Source organism: Streptomyces sp. NPDC059455, assembly GCF_042750115.1.
GTDB lineage: Bacteria > Actinomycetota > Actinomycetes > Streptomycetales > Streptomycetaceae > Streptomyces > Streptomyces endocoffeicus.
The window spans coordinates 15,308-34,187 of sequence record NZ_JBHYVB010000121.1; the positions used below are offsets into that span (position 1 = coordinate 15,308).

An 18,880-nucleotide genomic window follows, 5' to 3' on the forward strand; every position below is an offset into this window, starting at 1 on the left:
TTTACTGTGGAGTGGCAGTGGCGCCTTCGGCCGTGGGGCGTAAGACGAAGTCGTAGGTGAGGGTGCGGTAAGGCTGGTCGAATCCGCGAGCGTGATGGTCGTCATGGCGGGTAGTGGTCTTGACCGCGTCGGCGGGGATAGCGCCTTCGATGGTGCTGGCGACCAGTGGGTCGCCGTCGAAGTAGATCTGGGTGGTCAGTGGTAGGCATCCGTCGGCGGAGACGATCGCGTGGATGTGCAGCGGGCGCAGGCCTTGAAGCTGCAACGCTCGGGTCAGTGTGGCGAGTGGGCTGTCCGTGGCCAGGCCGAAGGTTTCGGTGCCGGGCATCACTGTGCGGAACTCGTAGCGGCCGTCAGCATCGGTGATGATTCTGGCGCGGAGGTTGCTGGCGGGGATGCCGGTGGAGTCGTTGGGGATGTCGAGCGGTTCGAAGTCGCTGCTGTCCATGCCGGAATAGACGTTGTTGGCGTCGATCTGCCAGATCTCCAGGGCGGCTCCGGGCAGCGGGTCGCCTGTGGTGGTGCGTACGGTCCCGGACACGATGAGGGGTTCTCCGGGTTCGTCGGGGCGCATGGGCAGGACGGCGGGGCTGTGCAGGACGGGGGCTCCGGGGCGGTGGGCGGGGCCCTCCATCTCCCAGTGACTCGCGCCGTCCTTCTCCGGGTGGGCGTAGGTCGCGCCCACGGTTCCTTTGAGGACGGTCTTGTAGAACAAGATGCTCGCGGAAGGCAGTTCGCCGGCGTCGGCGACCTGCTGCAGCCATCCGATCGTGGCAAACAGTTCCTCGAGGGTGACCTGGTGTTTGAGGATGACGTCGTCGACGGCGCGGCGCAGATCGGTGAACACGACCTGCAGTCGGCTTTGGGACTCGCTCAAGTGCGTTGGCTCCTTTTCGGGACGGGGACAGTGCGGTTCGGGCGGACGCGGTGACACGTCAGGAAATCGAGTGCAGGTTCCGATAGGTGCCAGGGCAGCGAGGTGAGTCAGACAGCTTCCGCGCGGGGAGGGCGACTCGTGCCGTGGCGGTTGTAGGCGACGACCCGGAAGCCGGCCGAGACGAACTCGCCGACCTGGTGCACCCAACTGTCAGCCGAGCGCGAGGCGGGGTGCAGGAACGCGACTGCATCCCCACCACTACCCGAATCGGTGAAATACAGCGGCCTCCCGGCCAGGCAGAACCGGCACGCGAACCCCCTTTCGGCGCGATCGGTCAGCGCCGGATACCGGCGACGAGCTTTTCCCAGTTCCGGAAGGCGATACGTTCGCGGTCGGCCTCGCCAATCGGTGCCGTTTCCAGGAAACGCCGTGCGGATCCGGTACTCTCCCGGTTGAACGGGTAGTCCGAGGCGTACATGATCCGCTCGATCCCCACCGTCTCCAGGCTCCACCGCAGGTACTTGTGGCTGGAGATGCCGCCCGGGGTGATGAAAATGTTCGAGCGGAAGTACTCCGCGATCGGATGCCGCAGGTCGGTGAGTTTGTCCATGGCCGCGACACGGTCGAGGTAGAACAGCACCACCTCGCCCCAGTGCCCCAGGATGACCTGCAGCTTGGGGAACCGGTCGAACACGCCACCGACGATCATCCGGAGCACGGTCAGCCCGGCGTCGTAGTGCCAACCGAACGCCCCGGTCGCCAGCATGCTGTCCACCGGCTCACCGAAACCGCGGTAGTAGGCCGCGGTGACGGCCGGGAACGGAACACTGGGATGCAGGTAGATCGGTGCGCGCAGATCCTCGGCAGCCTCGTAGACGTCCCAGAATCCGGGCGCGTCCAGAGCCCGGCCACCGGAGTTCGCGTTGACCAGCGCGCCGTTGAGCCCCAGCTCGGTGACCGCACGCCGCAATTCCTCGGCCGCGGCCGACGGTGCGGAGGTGGCGAGCGCCGCAAACCCCTGGAATCGCCCCGGGTGGCGGCGCACGGCGGCAGCGATCGCGTCGTTCGTGGGCGCCTGCAAGGGGACTGCCTCCGCCGCGTCGAGGTTCTGCAGCCCCGGCGTCGTCAGCGACAGCACCGCGGTGTCGATCCCGGCGTCCTCCATCGCGGCGATGCGTCCGCCGCCCAGGTCCAGCAACGCCGGCGTGATGTCACTGGCGACAGCCCACTTCATCATCGGCTCGGCGAGCTGGGGGTCGCGCCGCTTCCACGCATCGAGCACGTCGGCGGTGACGAAGTGCTCTTCGAGCCCGTAAAGCTTCATCGAGACTCAGCTTCGGACGGACTTGAGCGCGCCGGCCCAGGACTCGAGCTGGTCGAACAGGACGGAAGTAGCATGGTCGTGTGTCACGGAGGGCTTGAACACCGAGAAGTTCTCGAAGTCGGTGAGCAACGAGAACGACAGCTGCTGGCGCACGTGGGCCAGTTGCAACTCGCTCGAGATCGCCCGCAGGTGCTCGATCGCCCGCGTACCGCCGAGCGAGCCGTACGACACGAAGGCTGCTGCCTTGTTGTTCCACTCAGCGTAGAGGTAGTCGATAGCGTTCTTCAGCACCCCAGAGGTGGAGTGGTTGTACTCCGGGGTGACGAAGACGTATCCGTCGAACTCCTTGATCTTGGCGGACCAGGCCTTCGTGTGCTCGCCCGCGTACGCGCCCCTGCTCGCCGGCACGGCCTCGTCCAGGTGCGGCAGCGGGTAGTCGAGCAGGTCGACCAGCTCGTAGTCGGCGTTCGTCCGCTCCTTGGCCTTGGCCAGTACCCAGTTCGCCACCGCTTCACCGTTACGGCCGGGGCGGGTGCTGCCGAGGATGATGGCGAGCTTCAGGTCGCTCATGGATGGTCCTTCCCATCTGGACGCACTCACACTTGAATATTCAAGTGCGAACCTAGCCTACCTCGCGTGAATGTTCAAGTCAGGCCCTCGGTGACATGGGTATGCTGCGCATATGTCTGCCCCAGGGGAGCCCAAGATGTCCGAGCCGCGCCAGCTCAGCGCTGATCAGCTAGCGGCGTGGCGCGGGTTCATGAAGCTCCTCCAGAGGCTGCCGGCGGCGCTGGAGTCGCAGCTCCAGCAGGACTCGAAGCTCAGCTTCATCGAGTACCACGTGCTGGCGCACCTCTCCGACCAGCCCGGGCGCCGCCTGCGGATAAGCGAGCTCGCGGTCCTGGCCAACACGGAACTGTCCCGCCTGTCCCACATGATCGGTCGGCTCGAGAAGCGCGGGTTCGTGTGCCGCGAGCCCGACCCGCACAACGGGCGTTACACGCAGGCGATCCTGACCGAAGCCGGTTTCGCGTACCTGGCAGACGCGGCCCCTGGGCACGTCAGCCAGGTGCTGGACCTGTTCATCAACGTCCTGGCCCCGGACGAGCTACGGACGCTGCACCGGATCTCCGATAAGGTGCTCGCCCGCATCGAGCGTTCAGGGTGAAACGACGAGCGACCACCCGCCGGATTGGAGTTGCCCCGGTCTGATGGCCACAGACGGGCTTGCAGCCCATGCCGCGGCTTGTGCGAGGTTGGCCAATGCCTCAGCGGCGTGTCGATGTTCGAATTCGGTGGGCTGTGCGGGCCGTTCGCGGAGTGCTGGCGGCGCGGGTTACAGAAGCCCTCAACGTAGTCAAAAAGGGCCTGCTTGGTGTGGTGGCACGTGGGGAAGGCGGTTCGGTCGATGAGTTCTGTTTCCAGCGAGGCGAAGAACTCTTGGTGACGGCGTTGTCCAAGACGCCATCTCATTTGGTGAGTCTGCGGTAGCAGATGAGGGTGCAGGCGATGCTTGTGAAGGCCAGGAAGTGCTTTTCGGAGCCCGCATGTTCACCGAGTCGATCGCGCGGCGGGACCAGTCCAACTCACCGCGGGAGCCGAGTTCGTCGAGGACCAGGCGGTGGAGCCTAGCCCACACTCGGGCCTTCGACCACTCCGCGAAACGCCGGTGAGCCGTCGCTCCCGACGGCCCGAACGACGCGGACGGCAACTGCTGCCACGTGCAGCCCGACGTGGCAACGAACACGATTGCGGCCAGTACCTCCCGGTCACCGTGCCGGCGCCGGCCACCGCCCTGGGGCCGGGACGGAGCCTCCGGGACCACGCGCTGGAACAACTCCCACAACTCATCCGGCACCAGCCGCTCGACGATCGAAACCACGACCGACAGGCTACCGGCCCAAATGAGATGGCGCCCAAGGTCTCTGTCGTCACAGCAGGAAGGCACTTTCTGCGTGAACACTACCGGGTCACGTCCCAAGCTCGTTGTCTCGGCCGAGGGTCGCGGGGTGGTCAACCACGCCGGATCCCGCCTGCTGGCCGATCTCGCCGATGCCACCGGCCTGACCGACGCCTTCACCGACGCGCTGCGTCGACTTCGGCCCCGGGGCACCGGACACGAACCCGGCCGGGTCGCGACCGATCTGGCTGTCATGCCCGCCGACGGCGGCGAGGCGATTGCGGACCTCACTCTGCTGCGCGACCAGCGTGCGGTGTTCGGCCCGGTGGCCTCCACCCCCACCGCCCTGGCGGCTGCCGGCCGGTATCGACACCACCGCACTCACGGCACTGCGCACGGCCCGGGCCGCCGCCCGGGAAGTCGCATGGCTGCAAGCCGCTGAGACCTGGGCAGGGACACCGGCTTCACGGGCCGGTGGGCGCGACCTGTCCGGCCTGGTCCCGGACATCGACGCCACCCTGGTCACCTGCCACTCCGAGAAAGAACAGGCAGCACCCACGTACAAACGTGGCTTCGGCTACCACCCGATCCTGTGCTTCCTGGACAACACCGGCGAAGCCCTGGCCGGACTGCTCAGGGCCGACAGCGCCGGAGCAGCCAAAGCATTCCCGCACCACATACGCCCCCCTGCGCGAGCGTGGCATCCACACGTTCTTCTCGGTCGGGTCTCCCGTCACCGAGCCAGTCCGCCGCGCGATCCGGGCACTGCCCGAACAGGTCTGGCACCCCGCGCTGGAACAGGACGGCAACCTCCGCGCCGGTGCGCAAGTCGCCGAGCTGACCGGTATGGTCGATCTCGTCGGCTACCCGGACGGCACACGGATCATCGTCCGCCGTGAACGCCCGCACCCCGGCACCCAGCCCTCCTTGTTCGACCTGGACGAGGGCATGCGCCACCAGGTCTTCCTCACCGACACCCCCTTCAGTGAAGACTCCCTGCAGCACCTGGAGGTCCGCCACCGCGCGCACGCCCGCGTCGAGGACCGCATCCGCTGGGGCAAGACCACCGGCTTCGGCCGCTTCCCCTCCCGCTACTTCACCATCAACCAAGTCGTGGCCGGAGCTGTCCCCGACCGCCATCGACCTGCTCGCCTGGACCCAGACACCGCTGCTGGAGGGCGAACTGGCCCCCGCCGAGCCGAAGAAGCTCCGCTACCGACCACTGCCCGCCGCAGCCCGCATCACCCGCGGCGGCCGCCGCCTCCACCTGCGCATCTCCGCAACCTGGCCCTGGCGAAACGAGCTGACCAGCGCATTCGCACGCCTCACGGCCCTACACCCGCTCAGCCCGGCTCAGCCACCCGAAGCGAAACAGAGAGGCTAGGCTGTTCCCCCACTCCCGCCCTCGAAAACCGGCAATGCGGTGGTGAGCGAAGGGACGCAGCAGTGAACTCCCAGGGGCCAGCGTCGACGAAACAGCCGGATGAGTCCACCATCACCGCCTTCTTCGATACGCAGCTCTTCGAAGGCGCCGACCTCGACCGCCTGATCGAGCGAGCGGCGCTTTTCATGCGGGCCGCTGTGGGAAGGGCCAGGGACGACGGGGGCGGCGTCGCCCGCAATGGGTGTGGGGCGCTGACGCCGGTGGGCAGCCCCTTGACCGCGTTCTCGGTGCCGGTGGTCGGCTCCGGCGGCCGGGTCTGGGTCGATGGCCTGCCCGAGCCCACGGCGCGTCACTTCCTCAACCGGCTGTCCGCCGCCGTGTCGATCATCGAGCGTTGGGGCGCGGCCTTGACGCACACGGAGTCCGAGCCGATCAGCGTGCTCATCAACGGCACGTCGAGCGAGGCCGCGCACGAATCGGCGCTCACGCGGCTCGGCATCACCCGCCACACGGAGATCCGAGTTCTGCTGTGCAGCGGCCCCGGCGCCGGCGTCGAGCACTTCGCGGAGGCGGTCGCGGACGCGCAGAAGATCGTTGCCCGCACGGATCACCAGAGGAAAGCGGTGCTCCTCCTCATGGCGGACGGCGCGGACGGCGTCACCGTTCCGGGAGTCCCCGTCGACGTCCGGGCCGCGTACAGCAGGATCGTGCCGGCGGCACGCACCCGGGAAGCGTACGTCAACGCCCATGACGCGTACCTGTTCACCCGGCCCTCGCCGCACGACCGCGGCCCGTACCAGCCCATTCACGGCGTACTGATCGACGGCGCGCGGCTCACCGGGCTTGCGGCCCTCTGCCGTCTCAGCCACGACGAGATCGACGCCGTGCCGGAGGTTGGGGTCCTCGCCGGACTGTTCGAGCAGTACGGCGAGCAGATCCTGTTCGTCCTGGAGGCTTACGCGATCACGGGCTCCTTGCGGAAGGCCGCGGCGCAGGTCTACCTGCACCACAATTCCGTGGCCTACTGGGTGCAGAAGGCCGAGGCCGAGCTCGGCTACTCGCTCGCCGAGCCGAACCGGCGCGCTCAGTTCTTCCTCACCGTGTGCCTGTACCGCCTCTGGAGGCAGCAGGACGAGCGAGTCTGATCGCCCCACCGCGCCGGTTGTCCTACGTCACGGAGCAGACATCGGACAGTTGCCCGATGTCGCACGCCCCGTCGCGTGCCATCGTCCTAGGCAATGTCAAGGTCGCGTGCCGTCCAGCACCCGAACGCAGAGGAGCCCGGTCCGGCATGTACTCGCAAGACCCCGTTCGTCGTCCCCTCAACACGATCGACCTACTGGTGAACGCGCTCAACCAGGACCCGGGCCGCCCGCTGCCGCACCTCCCGGACGGTCGGACAGCGACCGTCGGCGAGGTACACGACGCGACATCCCAGTACGTGCAGGCGCTGACGAGCCTCGGCGTGGTCGAGGGGACTCGGGTGGCGCTGCTCTCCCACAACCTGCCGGACGGCAGCCCGAAGAGCATGGCGACGCGGCGCGGCAGCAGCGCGGCGCTGTGGAGCGTCATGCTGGCCGAGTGGGAATGGCCGCGACCGCCGCGCGTCCTGTCCTGCGTGCCGCTCAGCCACGCGGGCGACCGGCTCGGCTGAAAGAGCCCATCGAGCGGATCGGCCCCGTGTTCTTCCAGTTCTACGGCCAGGCCGAGGCGCCCATGACCGCGCTCCACCCGGCCGTCGCCCAGTCCGCGGTCATCGGGGTGCCGCACCCGGTCTGGGGTGAGGAACGGTTCCGTGCGATCCATTCACCGAGGAGGAATCGACAATGCACATGGACAGGATGCCCCTGGTGGACGAGATCCCCGATGACGAGCCGGCACCGGCCCTCCAGACGAATCTGGGGCGAGCGCTCTACCACAACCCGGCCCTCTGCCCGGCGTTTCAAGGGCCTCGCCGCTGGAGTGCACGCCGAGTCGCACCTCGACGCACGTCTGCGCGAGCTGACCATCCTGCGCCTCAGCGCCGAGTTGGGCTCCGACGTCGAGTGGGGGCAGCACTTCAAGATCGCGACAACGGCGGAGGTGCACGGGCGGGTGTGCCTCACCGTCGCGGAGGCGCGCGCCGTACGCGATGGGGAACCCGAAGGCTTCCCGGCGCGGGGGCGGGCCGTGATGGAGTACGCCGCGGCCTTCGAGAAGAACCCCGTGGACGACGAGGTCTGGGAGCGCGTCTCGGCGCAGCTCACTCGCGTCGAAATCCTCGACCTCACGGTGCTCGCGGGGCTCTACGGGATGGCCGGCCGGCTGACCAACGCCCTCGCCGTGCCCATGGACGAGGGGATCCTGCCGATCTCAGCGGTCGACTCGCTCACGTGAGCGCCCGCCTGGAGGAGAAGTTTCCGATGAAACCGAGGAACGATGGCACAGATTGAGCCCTTCAAGATCGATGTACCCCAACGTGAGGTGGACGCGCTTCGCGCGCGCCTGGCCGACACGAGATGGGCGCCCGAACTCGACAACGAGGACTGGTCCTCCGGCGTCAACGGCACCTACCTGCGCGAGCTGGTGGCCTACTGGCAGGACGGTTTCGACTGGCGTGCACAGGAAGCGCGCATCAACGAGTTCCCACAGTTCCGCACCGAGATCGACGGCGTGCCGATCCACTTCATCCATGTGCGAGGGAAAGGGCCCGACCCCGTTCCCATCGTCCTCAGTCACGGGTGGCCCTGGACGTTCTGGGACTTCAGGGATGTCATCATGGCGCTGGCCGACCCCGCCGCGCACGGCGGTGATCCTGAGGACGCCTTCGACGTCGTTGTTCCCTCACTGCCGGGCTTCGGCTTCTCCGGGCCCCTGACCCGCACCGGTGTCGGCTACGTCGAGACCGCCGCCCTATGGGTCGAGCTGATGCGGGGGCTGGGCTACGAGCGGTTCGTCGCCCACGGCGGCGACGCGGGTGCCTTTGTGACCGCACGACTCGGCCACGCACATCCGGACTCGCTCATCGGTGTCCACATGAGCTTCCCGATCCTGCCCGGAGTGCCCCATGACGCCGGTGACCCGGCCGGGCTCACTCCGGAGGAACTGGCAGTCATCGCAGGTCAGGACAGGGGTCCGGGAGCTTTCTACCATGCGTTGATCCATGCCTTCGACCCGCAGACCCTGGCCTGGGCGATGCACGACAGCCCCGTGGGGCAGGCGGCGTGGATGCTCATGCGCCGCCGGGCGTGGAGCGACTGCCACGGAGACGTGGAGACCCGCTTCGACAAGGACACGCTGCTGACGCACTTCTCGCTGTACTGGTTCACGAACAGTTTCGTCGGGTCCGAGCTGTTCTGCCGGGCCTCCGAAGTCCACCTGCCCATGGGGCTGGCCAATGACGTGAAGCCCGAGATCAGCGTGCCGACAGCGGTGGCCGTTCTCCCCCGGGACCTGTTGTACCGGCCCCGATCGCTCGTCGCCGCACACAGCGACCTGCGCCAGTGGACCATGTTCCCCAGCGGTGGTCACTTCGCGGCGGCCGAGGAACCGCAGCTGATCACCGCGGACATCCGCTCGTTCGTCCGCCCACTGCGCGCTGGCTGAGGAAACGCGTGGGTGACAAATTCCGTCCGGCGCCTACGCCCGAGACGCAGACCTACTGGGACAAGGCACGGCTCGGTGAGCTGTGGCTGCCCACGTGCGCGCGCACGGGACGAGCGTTCTTCCCGCCTCGCGCCAGGTCGCCCTTCACCGGCGGCCCGGTGTCCTGGAAGAGAGCGAGCGGCCGGGCCACGCTGGCGTCGTACGTCGTCGTCCACCGCGCCTCGCCCGGCTTCGAGGGGGAGGCGCCGTACGTCGTCGCGATCGCGGCGCTCCCGGAAGGGCCACGCCTGCTCACGAACCTGCCCGGCGCACCGCCCGAGCCGGCCGGGCTCACGATCGGCGCGCCGCTTCAGCGCGCCGGGGCCGTCGTGGTTGACGGCGCCGCCGAGCAGTACGCAGTACACCTGGTCGCCGTCGGCGATCGCGTCGGCCAGCCGCTTGAGTACGACGACGCCCGCGCCTTCGCCGCGGACGAATCCGTTGGCGCGGGCGTCGAAGGTGTGGCTGCGGCAGTCGGGCGACAGCGCTCCGGAGCGGGCGAAGGCGATCGTGCTCTCCGGTACCAGGTTCAGGTGGACCCCGCCGGCCAGCGCCAGAGGCGCGGTTCCCGAGCGCAGGCTTGCGCAGGCCATGTGCACTGCGACCAGGGAGGAGGACTGTGCGGTGTCCACGGTCAGGCTCGGCTCGTGCAGACCCAGTTGATGGGAGACCCGATTGGCGATCAGGGCGCGGCTCAGACCGGCGATGGAGTGGTGGGACAGCGCGTCACCGCCGTGCCGGTGCGCCAGGGAGGCGTAGTCGTCGCCGGCGGCGCCCCGGAACACCGCGGTGGCGCTGCCACGCAGGCTCTCCGGTGGCAGGAAGGCGTCTTCCAGAGCCGCCCAGCCCAGCTCGAGCACCATGCGCTGGCGCGGGTCCATCACCGCGGCCTCTCTCGGGGAGATTCCGAAGAAGCCCGCGTCGAAGTCGCCGACGCCGTCGACGAATCCACCTTGCGGGTGCCGCGCCAGTTCGGCGATGTCCGCGGGCCACCGGTCGGCGGGCCCGTCCGCTATCGCGTGCTCGCCCGCCTTCAGCAGCTTCCAGAAGGAGCACATCCTCGGCGCCGGGAACCCGGCACGACATTCCAATGACCGCGACAGAATCCTGGCCCACACCGGTGAGCCCTTCCCCGCACTCGTTCACGCCCATAGAGCTCCTGTGGGGTTCCAAAACAGGGCCGCCGCACTGACCTGCGAACTTATCCGGCCCTTTCATACTCATTGATAAGTCCCCCGAGGACGGGTCGGCGCTTGATCCGTTCTTGCGAGAGGTCGGCGATGGGATGGTGGGGTCGGGCGGTTTGAGTCGGCGTCCGCGGTGGCGTCTTCGCCGTTGTAGTGGCGGGCGTATTCGTTGAGCGCGGTGCGAAGGTGGCGCCGGCCGAGGATGAGCATGCGATCAGTCACCTCGGAGCGGACGGTGAGGACGAATCGTTCCGCGTACGCGTTCGCGCGGGGGCTGCGCGGAGGGATCTTCACGACCGTGAGGCCGGCGCCGGCGAGGACGGCGTCGAACGCATCGGTGAACTGCCCGGCCCGGTCCCACACCAGGACCGTGAACTCGGAGGCTCGGTCGCCCAGTTCCATGAGGAGGTTGCGTGCCTGCTGGGTGGTCCAGGGGCCGTCGGGATGGGAGGTGGCGCCCAGGATGTGTACGTAGCGGGTGCCGACCTACGGGCGGCGGATGTGGCGTGGGGGGCGGTCCGGCTGACCGAGGCGTTTGGAACCCGTTGCCGCGTTGCGGGCCGTTAGCCTGTCGGTATGTCAGAGCATGTCATGCCGGGCCGTCCGGACGGCCTGATCACCTTGGGCGCCGCGGACGCTCTGTGGGTCGATGTGACGGCCGACAGTGCTGTGCCGACGGCTTCTGGGGCATTCACCTGGTCTCCAGCCCATGCCCGGGTGGGGTACGTCCTGCTCGGCGGCCATGTGGTGGCGACGGTGAGGGCGAGCGACGGTCAGTGGAGTGTTCCGGAGGCTGAGGTGCGCCGGGCGGCCGCGGAACTGAACGCGGTGGCGATGGATCGGCAGGACCTGGTCCGCATCGGTCCGTTTCGTGGGGTGTCGAGACAGGAGTGCGACGAGGAAACGCAGCTGCGTTGGCGCCGGCGCATCGCGGGGGAACTGCGGGAGCCGAGCGGCCCCGAGCGGGCAGCACGAGGTGAAGTCGGCCGGCCGTACCATCTGGCGGGGATCGACTGGCGACAGATACTCGTGGAGCGGACCCGCGACGGGACGCAGCGGACATGGTGGCTGCCGCGCGCTGTGGTCAGGCTGCTCGACGCGGCCGAGCACATGGAAACACGGTGGGTGCAAGCCGCACGGACCCACCGGGCAGGCGCAGCCGCCGCCGAGCCGCCCTCTCACCCCCGGCAGGCCCGAGACTTTGGCGGTCGGCAGACGACGAGCCCCGAGGGCCCCACCGCCTCACTGCGTCTGTACAACGGAGAGCTGGAAGGCCAGCTGTACTCGGTGCTCAGCAGGAAGCCCGGCACCTCCCGCAGGGTGGCCGGGTGGGTGTGCGCCGTCTGCCGCACCGCGCCCGCCACCGTGCTCGACCACTGCCACGAACACGGCTACGTCCGCGCCCCTGTCTGCCAGTCCTGCAACACACAGGAACGCCCCGACCACCTGTACAGCAACGACATCCGCGTGGCGAACCGCTACACACGCCTCTTCGACACCGGCGCTGACGACTGGCTTCGCCACTGGCACCGCTGCCCCGGCTGCCGCGCACGCACCACTCTGCCGCTGCCACACCTCGCCGCATGGACCGCCCACATAGCCTGCCGATCGCTGCGCCCGACCCACCGTGCCCCCGGCGGGCGCGAGCCCTGCGGTGTCCTGCGCGTGTCCTGGACGGGCAGTCAGAACGCGCCCCGTTCCTGCCTGCTCACTGTCGCAGTCGATTTCTGCCCCTCCGGCGAGCACCGTGTCCTGGCGCGAGTCCCCTACCGCGAAGCCGCCGAGCGGTTTCGTCTCTGGTTGGCCGAGACGGCTCCTGCTGTGGCCGCCGCGGCCGGTCCTGACCGTTTGGACGGCCTCCCTGCTCAGTTCCGGCCAGTCATCGCGGACACCAGCGGCGAGGGCCTGGCACTGTTCTGAGCGGGCACCCGCCGGGGGCAAGGGGTCGCAGGTTCGAATTCTGTCGTCCCGACCAGTGTTTTCGCAGGTCGGAGGCCATTTCCGCGAGTAGCGGAGGCGGCCTTTTTCCGCGTGTTTCGGTGTGGTGGTCGCGTGGTGGTCGCATGCGTTCCCTGGGGCTGGGATGCGGTGGGTGAAGTGAGGGCCGGGGTGGGGGAGCAGAGCGCTCTGAGTGGGTTGTGGTGCTGGTTGGGGTGGTCGCGGTGTGGTCGCAGCCAGGTGGGCCAGTGCCGGTGAGGGGTCTGACAGGTGGCCCGTGCGGAGGGCGAGGGCGCGCCCCGGCCGCCGGCGGAGGAGGGCTGAGCCGGCCCCGCGGGGCGGCCGGCACGGTGGCCGCGGACGACGCAGGAAGAGAGCCCGCCGTACAGTTGCTCGTATGGTGGACGCGGATGTGTCGACCTCGGCCGGGGCCGCCGAACAGCTGTTCGAGGAGCTGGTCGGCGCCATCCAGCAAGCCTCCCCTGCGGAGTTCCCGGAGGTCCTGAACCGCTATGCCGGGGCCATGGGCCTGGGCCGTGCCGTCGTCCATCTGATCGATCTCCAGCAGAGGCTGCTGCTGCCGCTGGCAGAGGACGAGACGGAACTCCCGGTGGACGCCTCCCTCGCCGGATGGGCGTACCGCACGGACGCCCTGCGGGTGGAGGAGGACGGCTCGGGCGGGCTGGTCGTATGGCTGCCGCTGGCCAACGGGGCCGAGCGGCTGGGAGTCCTGCGACTGCGGATGGAGTTCCTGGACGGGCTGCGGCTGTGGCGCTCGCGGACGCCGGCCTCGCTCCTCGGCTTGGTGATCACCTCCAAGCGCACCTACATCGACACGTTCGCGCAGCGCACCCGGACCCGGCCCATGCAGCTGTCCACGGAGATGGTGCGGGCCTTTCTGCCCCCACGTTCGATCGGCACCGGCCGGGTGGTCTCGACGGCCGTCGTGGAGCCCGCGTACGAGCTGGGAGGCGATGCCTTCGACCATTCGTTCACCGCGGACGTGCTGCACGCCACGATCCTCGACGCCATGGGCCACGATCTGGCGTCCGGCCTCGCCACCTCCGTGGCCATGGCGGGGTCACGCAACGCCCGGCGTACGGGCGCCGACCTGGCCTCGCTCGTCGGCGCCGTGGACTCGGCGCTGTCGACCTGGCTCCCGGATCAGTTCTGCACCGGCATCTTCACCCAGTTGCACATGCCCACGGGGGTGCTGCGCTGGTCCGACTGCGGCCATCCGTCCCCCTTGCTCATCCGCCGCCACCGGCTGCTGGAGAAGGAACTGCAGCGGCCTTCCGAGCCTCCGCTGGGCCTGCCCGCCAGCCTGGCCGCCAGTGCCCGGCAGATACACGAGGCGGCCCTGGAACCCGGTGACCGGATTCTGCTGTACACCGACGGTGTCGTGGAATCGCGCAATGAGGGAGTCGAACAATTCGGCCTGGACCGCTTCACCGACCACATCATCCGGTCGACGGCCGCCGGGCAGAACGCCCCCGAGGTGCTCCGCCTGCTCATTCACGCCATCGTCGACCGCCGGCGCGACGAACTCAGCGACGACGCCACGATTTTGATGATCGAATGGTGGCTGCCGGAGCCGTAAGACGATGTCCCCCGTGGTGAACGAGCCTCTCGACATGGTGTACCTGGCCACGGCCACGATGGATTCGCACGGCGTCGTGACCGGGTGGAGCGAGGGCGCCCAGCGGTTGCTCGGCTACCGGTCCGAGGAGATCGTGGGGCGAGCGGTGACCGAGCTATGGGCCGAGGAGACCGCCGTCGAGGCGGTCGGGCGCTGTCTGGCCGGCCGGTCGAGGTGGAGCGGACGGGTGGGGCTGTGCCACCGTGACGGCCATCGCGTGGAGGCGGAGGCGCTGGCGCACCGCGTGGTGGCGGACGGCGGTGCCACCGGGTGGCTCCTGGTGTCCGCCGTCGCGCGGGAACCGCGTTCGCCCGAGGCCGACGCGGCTGTGGGGGCGTTCACCCAGGCCCCGTGCGTGCTTGCGGTCTTCGACACGGACCTGCGGCTGGTACGGGCGAACGCGGAAATGGAGGCGGCGGCCGCCCTCACCGAGGATCGGATGCGCGGTATGCGCCTGGTCGAGCTCCTGTCGCACCCGGAGAGCGAGAAGACCGAGGAGGGCATGCGTCGCGTGCTGGAAAGCGGCGAACGGCAGGTCCTGGAGGCCTATCTGCGGGTGCCGGGGGAGAGCCGCGAGCACGCCTGGACGATCTCGCTCGCGCCGCTCAAGGACCGGACGGGCCGCGTGTACGGCGTGTGCTTCGCCGCGTACGACACGACCCGCCGGCACCAGCCCCAGGAGCGGCTGCTGCTGCTGAACGAGGCGGGGAAGCGCATCGGCTCCACCCTGGACCTCGCGCATGTCGCCCATGAACTGGCCGACGTGGCCGTCCCCCGGGTCGCCGATTTCGTCGGCGTCGACCTGCTCACCTTTCTCGACCAGGGTGAGGAACCCCCCTCGGGCCCGCTGTCCGGTCCCATCACCATGCGCCGCGCCGCCCATCGCTCCGTCCTCCCCGGAACCCCGGAGGCCGTGGTCGACGTGGACGAACTGGACACCCACCCGGAGTCCTCACCGTCGGCCGAATGCCTGGCCGAGGGCCGGGCCATCCTCTACCAGATGAGTGACGAGCTCATGGTCCGGTGGGACGCCCTCGATCCGGTACGGGCCGCCCGGATCCGGGAGTACGGGATCCACTCGGAGCTGGTGGTGCCGATGCGCACCCGCGGTGTCACCCTTGGCGTGGTGTTCTTCGCTCGCCACCGGACGCCGGTGCCGTTCGACGAGGACGACCTGCTGCTGGCCGAGGAAATCACGGCCCGAGCGGCCGTATGTGTGGACAACGCACGCCGCTACAAGCGCGAGCGCATGACGGCCAGGGCTCTGCAGCGCAATCTGCTGCCGCGGCGCCTGCCCGACCTGGCCGCGGTGGAGGTCACCTCGCGCTATCTGCCCTCGGAAACCTGGACCGGCGTGGGCGGCGACTGGTTCGACGTGATCCCGCTCTCCGGCGCTCGCGCCGCCCTGGTGGTCGGCGACACCGTGGGCCGCGGCGTCGAGGCGTCCGCCACCATGGGGCGGCTGCGCAGCGCCATACGCACCCTGGCCGATATCGATCTGCCGCCCGGCGAGCTGCTCACCCACCTCGACGATCTCGTGACCCGGCTGGCCGCCGAGGACGATCCCGAACCCCCCGAGGCCACCGGCGCCACCTGCCTGTACGCGGTCTACGACCCGGTCTCCCGCCACTGCACGCTCGCCAGCGCCGGCCACCCCCCGCCCGTCGTGGTCACCCCGGACGGCAGCGCCGACATCCTCGACGTCCCCAACGGCCCGCCCCTCGGCCTCGGCACCCTGCCCTTCGAGGCGGTCGAGACCGAACTGTCCGAGAGCAGTGTCCTCGCCCTCTACACCGACGGTCTGGTCGAGGGCCACGACCGCGCGATCGACGAGGGTCTGGAGGCGCTGTGCGAGGCCCTGGCCGAGTCGGGCCCGTCCCTGGACGCCCTCGGCGACACCGTCCTGCGGACTCTGCTCCCCGCCCGCCCCGAAGACGATGTCGCCCTGCTCCTCGCCCGCGCCCGGGCCCTCGGCCCTGACCGCGTCGCCACCTGGGAGATCCCCTCGGAACCCGCCGTCGTCTCCCGGATCCGGCGGGAGGTCACCGCCCGACTGATGGACTGGGGACTGGAGAAGCTGGTCCTCACCACCGAGCTGGTCGTCAGCGAACTGGTCACCAACGCGATCCGCTACGGCCGCCCGCCCATCCGGCTGCGCCTGATCCGCGACCGCGCGCTCATCTGCGAGGTCTCCGACTTCAGCAGCACGGCACCGCATCTGCGCCGGGCCCGCGCGCTCGACGAGGGCGGCCGCGGCCTCTTCCTGGTGGCCCAACTCGCCCAGCGCTGGGGCACTCGCCTGGAGGTCCATGGCAAGACCATCTGGGCCGAGCAGGACCTCTCCGACGACTGAGGGGGGCCGAGGGCGCCGCCCCACCACCCCTGTCGGCTGCGGTCGCGTTCGAAGTGCCCTGGTGAGACCGTGGAGGAGAGGGCCGACCCGTCTCCCACGGCACGTGCCGCCATCGCGGCGGGCCGCAGGACATGACGGCCTCGCCACCATCCATCCACCATCATTCGCGGCCTCGGGCCGGGTGACGGCAGTGGTCGCATGCGTGTGGTGGTGAGTGAGGAGTGATCATGAAAGCAGCTGTATACGAAGGACCGCGGAACGTCGCGGTCGAGGAGAAGCCCGACCCGAGGATCGAGCACCCCTGCGACGCGATCGTCAAAATCACCACCACCAATATCTGTGGCTCCGATCTGCACATGTACGAAGGGCGTACGTCGTTCGAGAAGGGCCGCATCTTCGGGCACGAGAACCTGGGGCAGGTCATCGAGGTCGGCTCGGCGGTCAGAAAGCTCAAGGTCGGCATGTATGTGGTGCTGCCGTTCAACATCGCCTGCGGCTTCTGCAAACAGTGCGAGCGCGGCTTGACCAACTACTGCCTGACCATGCAGCCGGAGCCCTCGGCCGCCGGAGCCGCTTACGGCTTCGCGGACATGGGGCCGTACCAGGGCGGCCAGGCCGAGTTCCTGCGCGTGCCGTACGCGGACTTCAACGCGCTGCGGCTGGGCGAGGACGCCGAAGAGCGCCAGACGGACTACGTGATGCTGGCTGACATCTTCCCCACCGGCTACCACGCCACCGAGATGGCGGGCGTCAAGCCCGGAGACCAGACCGTCATCTACGGTGCGGGTCCCGTGGGGCTGATGGCGGCCTACTCGGCGGTGATCAAGGGTGCTGGACGGGTGTGGGTGTGCGACTTCCACACCGATCGGTTGCGCAAGGCCGAGGAGATCGGCGCCATGCCGATCGACATGCGCGAGCAGGACCCGGGTGAGGTCATCAAGGAAGCCACTTTGGGGCTCGGCGCCGACAACGGCTGCGAGTGCGTCGGCTACCAGGCCCATGACCCGTCGGGCCACGAGGACGCCTCCCGCACGATGAACAGCCTGATCGAGAACGTTCGCTTCACCGGGTGCATCGGCGTGGTGGGCGTGTTCGTCCCCGAGGACCCGGGCGGCAGGGAAGCCCAGCCCCAGATCGGCGACTTCGAGGTCAAGGGCAAGGTGCCCATCGACTGGGGCAAGCTGTGGTTCAAGGGCCAGAAGATCGGCACCGGCCAGGCACCGGTGAAGAGGTACAACCGCCGGCTGCGCGACCTGATCGCCGGGGGCAAGGCCAAGCCCAGCTGGGTGGTCTCCCATGAGCTTCCGCTGGACCAAGCCCCCGACGCCTATGACCACTTCGACCGCCGGGACGAGGGCTGGACCAAGGTCATCCTGCACCCGGACGGTTCCCGGTGATCCGGCGGCCGGGGGCCGCCGTCCCGGTGCCCCGAGGCCCACGGGGCCGAGGCGGCCATCTTGCCCGGGCCGAGCCTGGGAAGGGGCGAGCCGGGTCTGCCCGGGTGTGGATCGCCCGGATCGCGCCCGCTCGTACCTGTCCTCGGTGGCGGTCTGGGGCGGCGAAATTAGACCCCACAAGCGCGGGCGTTCGTGCGTCCGATTTGTCACTCTTGGGGGAGAGAGCCTGCTAACCGATTCGCTTCCGCGGCCGACCGGGCGTTGAGTGCGGTCCGGGGCCGCCTTGGGAAGGAGTTGTTATGGCCAAGGCAGTTGGTATCGATCTGGGTACCACCAATTCGGTGATCGCCGCGTGGGAAGGCGGTGAGTCCTCGGTTGTTCCGAATTCCGAGGGAAGCCGCACCACACCGTCGGTGGTGGCGTTCACCGACGCCGGTGAACGGCTGGTGGGGCAGTTGGCCCGGCGTCAGGCGATTCTCAATCCCAAGGGCACCATCTACTCGGCCAAGCGGTTTATCGGCCGGCACTACGACGAGGTCTCCGCCGAGGCGAGGGCGGTCGCCTACGATGTCGTCCCGGACGAGGGCGGTCTGGCCCGTTTCAAGGTGGGTGAGAAGCTGTACTCGCCGGAGGAGATCAGCGCCCTGGTGCTGCGCAAGCTGGCCGACGACGCGGGGAAGCAGTTGGGTGAGCGGGTGACCGAGGCGGTCATCACGGTGCCCGCGTACTTCAACGACGCCCAGCGCAGTGCTACCAAGGACGCGGGTGAGATCGCCGGTCTGACCGTGCTGCGGATCATCAACGAGCCGACCGCGGCCGCCCTGGCCTACGGCCTGGACAAGAAGGGTCATGAGACCGTTCTCGTCTTCGATCTCGGTGGCGGCACTTTCGATGTGTCCGTCCTGGATGTCGGGGACGGGGTGGTGGAGGTCCGCTCGACCGCGGGTGACAGCCATCTGGGCGGCGACGACTTCGACCGGCGGCTGGTCGATCATCTCGCCGATGCTTTCCAGCGGGAGAACGGCATCGATCTGCGCCGGGATCCGCAGGCGCTGCAGCGGCTCTTCGAGGCCGCGGAGAAGGCGAAGACCGAGCTGAGTTCGGTGACTCAGACCCAGGTCAGCCTGCCGTTCATCACCGCGGACGGCTCCGGTCCCAAGCATCTGACCGAGACTGTGATGCGGTCCACCTTCGAGCAGATCACTGTTGATCTGGTGGAGCGCTGTCTGGGTCCGGTGCGGCAGGCGATGGCCGATG

The 18,880-nt window shown here is 68.9% G+C and carries 14 protein-coding genes and 5 pseudogenes; 12 read left to right on the forward strand and 7 right to left on the reverse strand.

Going from position 1 to position 18,880, the window contains the following annotated elements; translation table 11 throughout:
* Position 1: 1 nt before the first annotated feature.
* The 3 genes from ACFXB5_RS33835 to ACFXB5_RS33845 form a co-directional block, all read right to left on the reverse strand.
* Positions 2-877: a catechol 1,2-dioxygenase gene (locus ACFXB5_RS33835; RefSeq protein ID WP_385215160.1), complete on the reverse strand. Its 876-nt coding sequence runs from the start codon at positions 875-877 to the stop codon at positions 2-4.
* 334 nt (positions 878-1,211) lie between these two features.
* Positions 1,212-2,201: an amidohydrolase family protein gene (locus tag ACFXB5_RS33840; protein ID WP_385215163.1), complete on the reverse strand. Its 990-nt coding sequence runs from the start codon at positions 2,199-2,201 to the stop codon at positions 1,212-1,214.
* 6 nt (positions 2,202-2,207) lie between these two features.
* Positions 2,208-2,771, reverse strand: a complete 564-nt coding sequence (locus ACFXB5_RS33845; RefSeq protein WP_385215166.1) for an NADPH-dependent FMN reductase — start codon at positions 2,769-2,771, stop codon at positions 2,208-2,210.
* 136 nt (positions 2,772-2,907) lie between these two features.
* Here ACFXB5_RS33845 and ACFXB5_RS33850 point away from each other — a divergent pair, with 136 nt between their 5' ends.
* Positions 2,908-3,369 carry a MarR family winged helix-turn-helix transcriptional regulator gene (locus ACFXB5_RS33850; RefSeq protein WP_385215168.1) on the forward strand — a complete coding sequence of 154 codons (462 nt, stop codon included), beginning with the start codon at positions 2,908-2,910 and terminating at the stop codon, positions 3,367-3,369.
* 143 nt (positions 3,370-3,512) lie between these two features.
* On the opposite strand, the pseudogene ACFXB5_RS33855 reads toward ACFXB5_RS33850, so the two are convergent.
* Together ACFXB5_RS33855 and ACFXB5_RS33860 are read right to left on the reverse strand one after the other, a co-directional pair.
* Positions 3,513-3,674: pseudogene (locus ACFXB5_RS33855) on the reverse strand (IS3 family transposase); the annotation flags it as partial.
* A gap of 61 nt (positions 3,675-3,735) precedes the next feature.
* Positions 3,736-4,083, reverse strand: a pseudogene (locus tag ACFXB5_RS33860) (transposase); the annotation flags it as partial.
* A gap of 22 nt (positions 4,084-4,105) precedes the next feature.
* Here ACFXB5_RS33860 and ACFXB5_RS33865 point away from each other — a divergent pair.
* From ACFXB5_RS33865 to ACFXB5_RS33890, 6 genes and pseudogenes are all read left to right on the forward strand, one after another.
* Positions 4,106-5,485, forward strand: a pseudogene (locus ACFXB5_RS33865) (transposase).
* 62 nt (positions 5,486-5,547) lie between these two features.
* Complete coding sequence (locus ACFXB5_RS33870; RefSeq protein WP_385215170.1) at positions 5,548-6,630, forward strand: helix-turn-helix domain-containing protein; 1,083 nt, start codon at positions 5,548-5,550, stop codon at positions 6,628-6,630.
* A gap of 146 nt (positions 6,631-6,776) precedes the next feature.
* Entirely contained in the window at positions 6,777-7,139 is a 363-nt protein-coding gene (locus ACFXB5_RS33875; RefSeq protein ID WP_385215173.1) for a FeoA domain-containing protein, read from the forward strand.
* 212 nt (positions 7,140-7,351) lie between these two features.
* On the forward strand, positions 7,352-7,861 hold the full coding sequence (locus ACFXB5_RS33880; protein ID WP_385215175.1) for a carboxymuconolactone decarboxylase family protein: 510 nt from the start codon (positions 7,352-7,354) through the stop codon (positions 7,859-7,861).
* A gap of 42 nt (positions 7,862-7,903) precedes the next feature.
* On the forward strand, positions 7,904-9,070 hold the full coding sequence (locus ACFXB5_RS33885; RefSeq protein ID WP_385215178.1) for an epoxide hydrolase family protein: 1,167 nt from the start codon (positions 7,904-7,906) through the stop codon (positions 9,068-9,070).
* 8 nt (positions 9,071-9,078) lie between these two features.
* Positions 9,079-9,363: pseudogene (locus tag ACFXB5_RS33890) on the forward strand (Zn-ribbon domain-containing OB-fold protein); the annotation flags it as partial.
* A gap of 189 nt (positions 9,364-9,552) precedes the next feature.
* Here the strand turns inward: ACFXB5_RS33890 and ACFXB5_RS33895 are convergent.
* Both ACFXB5_RS33895 and ACFXB5_RS33900 read right to left on the reverse strand, forming a co-directional pair.
* Positions 9,553-10,167 (reverse strand): annotated as a pseudogene (locus ACFXB5_RS33895) (polyketide synthase); the annotation flags it as partial.
* Between the two features lie 162 nt (positions 10,168-10,329).
* Complete coding sequence (locus tag ACFXB5_RS33900) at positions 10,330-10,698, reverse strand: integrase core domain-containing protein (protein ID WP_385215180.1); 369 nt, start codon at positions 10,696-10,698, stop codon at positions 10,330-10,332.
* A gap of 174 nt (positions 10,699-10,872) precedes the next feature.
* On the opposite strand from ACFXB5_RS33900, the gene ACFXB5_RS33905 reads away from it, so the two are divergent.
* The 5 genes from ACFXB5_RS33905 to ACFXB5_RS33925 all read left to right on the forward strand — a co-directional run.
* Positions 10,873-12,216 (forward strand): endonuclease domain-containing protein, encoded by a 1,344-nt coding sequence (locus ACFXB5_RS33905; RefSeq protein WP_385215183.1) that lies wholly within the window; start codon positions 10,873-10,875, stop codon positions 12,214-12,216.
* A 415-nt stretch (positions 12,217-12,631) separates the two neighbouring features.
* The gene (locus ACFXB5_RS33910) at positions 12,632-13,834 is read left to right on the forward strand and encodes a PP2C family protein-serine/threonine phosphatase (protein ID WP_385215186.1); all 1,203 of its coding nucleotides are present in this window, start codon (positions 12,632-12,634) and stop codon (positions 13,832-13,834) included.
* A gap of 4 nt (positions 13,835-13,838) precedes the next feature.
* Positions 13,839-16,226: a SpoIIE family protein phosphatase gene (locus ACFXB5_RS33915; protein ID WP_385215189.1), complete on the forward strand. Its 2,388-nt coding sequence runs from the start codon at positions 13,839-13,841 to the stop codon at positions 16,224-16,226.
* Positions 16,227-16,453: 227 nt separating this feature from the next.
* On the forward strand, positions 16,454-17,623 hold the full coding sequence (locus tag ACFXB5_RS33920; protein WP_385215191.1) for a glutathione-independent formaldehyde dehydrogenase: 1,170 nt from the start codon (positions 16,454-16,456) through the stop codon (positions 17,621-17,623).
* Positions 17,624-17,922: 299 nt separating this feature from the next.
* On the forward strand, positions 17,923-18,880 hold a 958-nt coding region (locus ACFXB5_RS33925), incomplete at its 3' end, for an Hsp70 family protein (protein WP_385215194.1).

What these genes read in the sequence shown, in the direction of transcription:
- ACFXB5_RS33840 (WP_385215163.1), bottom strand. Translation starts at nt 2,201, where the DNA reads ATGAAGCTTTACGGGCTCGAAGAGCACTTCGTCACCGCCGACGTGCTC.
- ACFXB5_RS33845 (WP_385215166.1), bottom strand. Translation starts at nt 2,771, where the DNA reads ATGAGCGACCTGAAGCTCGCCATCATCCTCGGCAGCACCCGCCCCGGC.
- ACFXB5_RS33850 (WP_385215168.1), top strand. Translation starts at nt 2,908, where the DNA reads ATGTCCGAGCCGCGCCAGCTCAGCGCTGATCAGCTAGCGGCGTGGCGC.
- ACFXB5_RS33875 (WP_385215173.1), top strand. Translation starts at nt 6,777, where the DNA reads ATGTACTCGCAAGACCCCGTTCGTCGTCCCCTCAACACGATCGACCTA.
- ACFXB5_RS33880 (WP_385215175.1), top strand. Translation starts at nt 7,352, where the DNA reads ATGACGAGCCGGCACCGGCCCTCCAGACGAATCTGGGGCGAGCGCTCT.
- ACFXB5_RS33885 (WP_385215178.1), top strand. Translation starts at nt 7,904, where the DNA reads ATGGCACAGATTGAGCCCTTCAAGATCGATGTACCCCAACGTGAGGTG.
- ACFXB5_RS33900 (WP_385215180.1), bottom strand. Translation starts at nt 10,698, where the DNA reads ATGGAACTGGGCGACCGAGCCTCCGAGTTCACGGTCCTGGTGTGGGAC.
- ACFXB5_RS33905 (WP_385215183.1), top strand. Translation starts at nt 10,873, where the DNA reads ATGTCAGAGCATGTCATGCCGGGCCGTCCGGACGGCCTGATCACCTTG.
- ACFXB5_RS33910 (WP_385215186.1), top strand. Translation starts at nt 12,632, where the DNA reads ATGGTGGACGCGGATGTGTCGACCTCGGCCGGGGCCGCCGAACAGCTG.
- ACFXB5_RS33915 (WP_385215189.1), top strand. Translation starts at nt 13,839, where the DNA reads ATGTCCCCCGTGGTGAACGAGCCTCTCGACATGGTGTACCTGGCCACG.
- ACFXB5_RS33920 (WP_385215191.1), top strand. Translation starts at nt 16,454, where the DNA reads ATGAAAGCAGCTGTATACGAAGGACCGCGGAACGTCGCGGTCGAGGAG.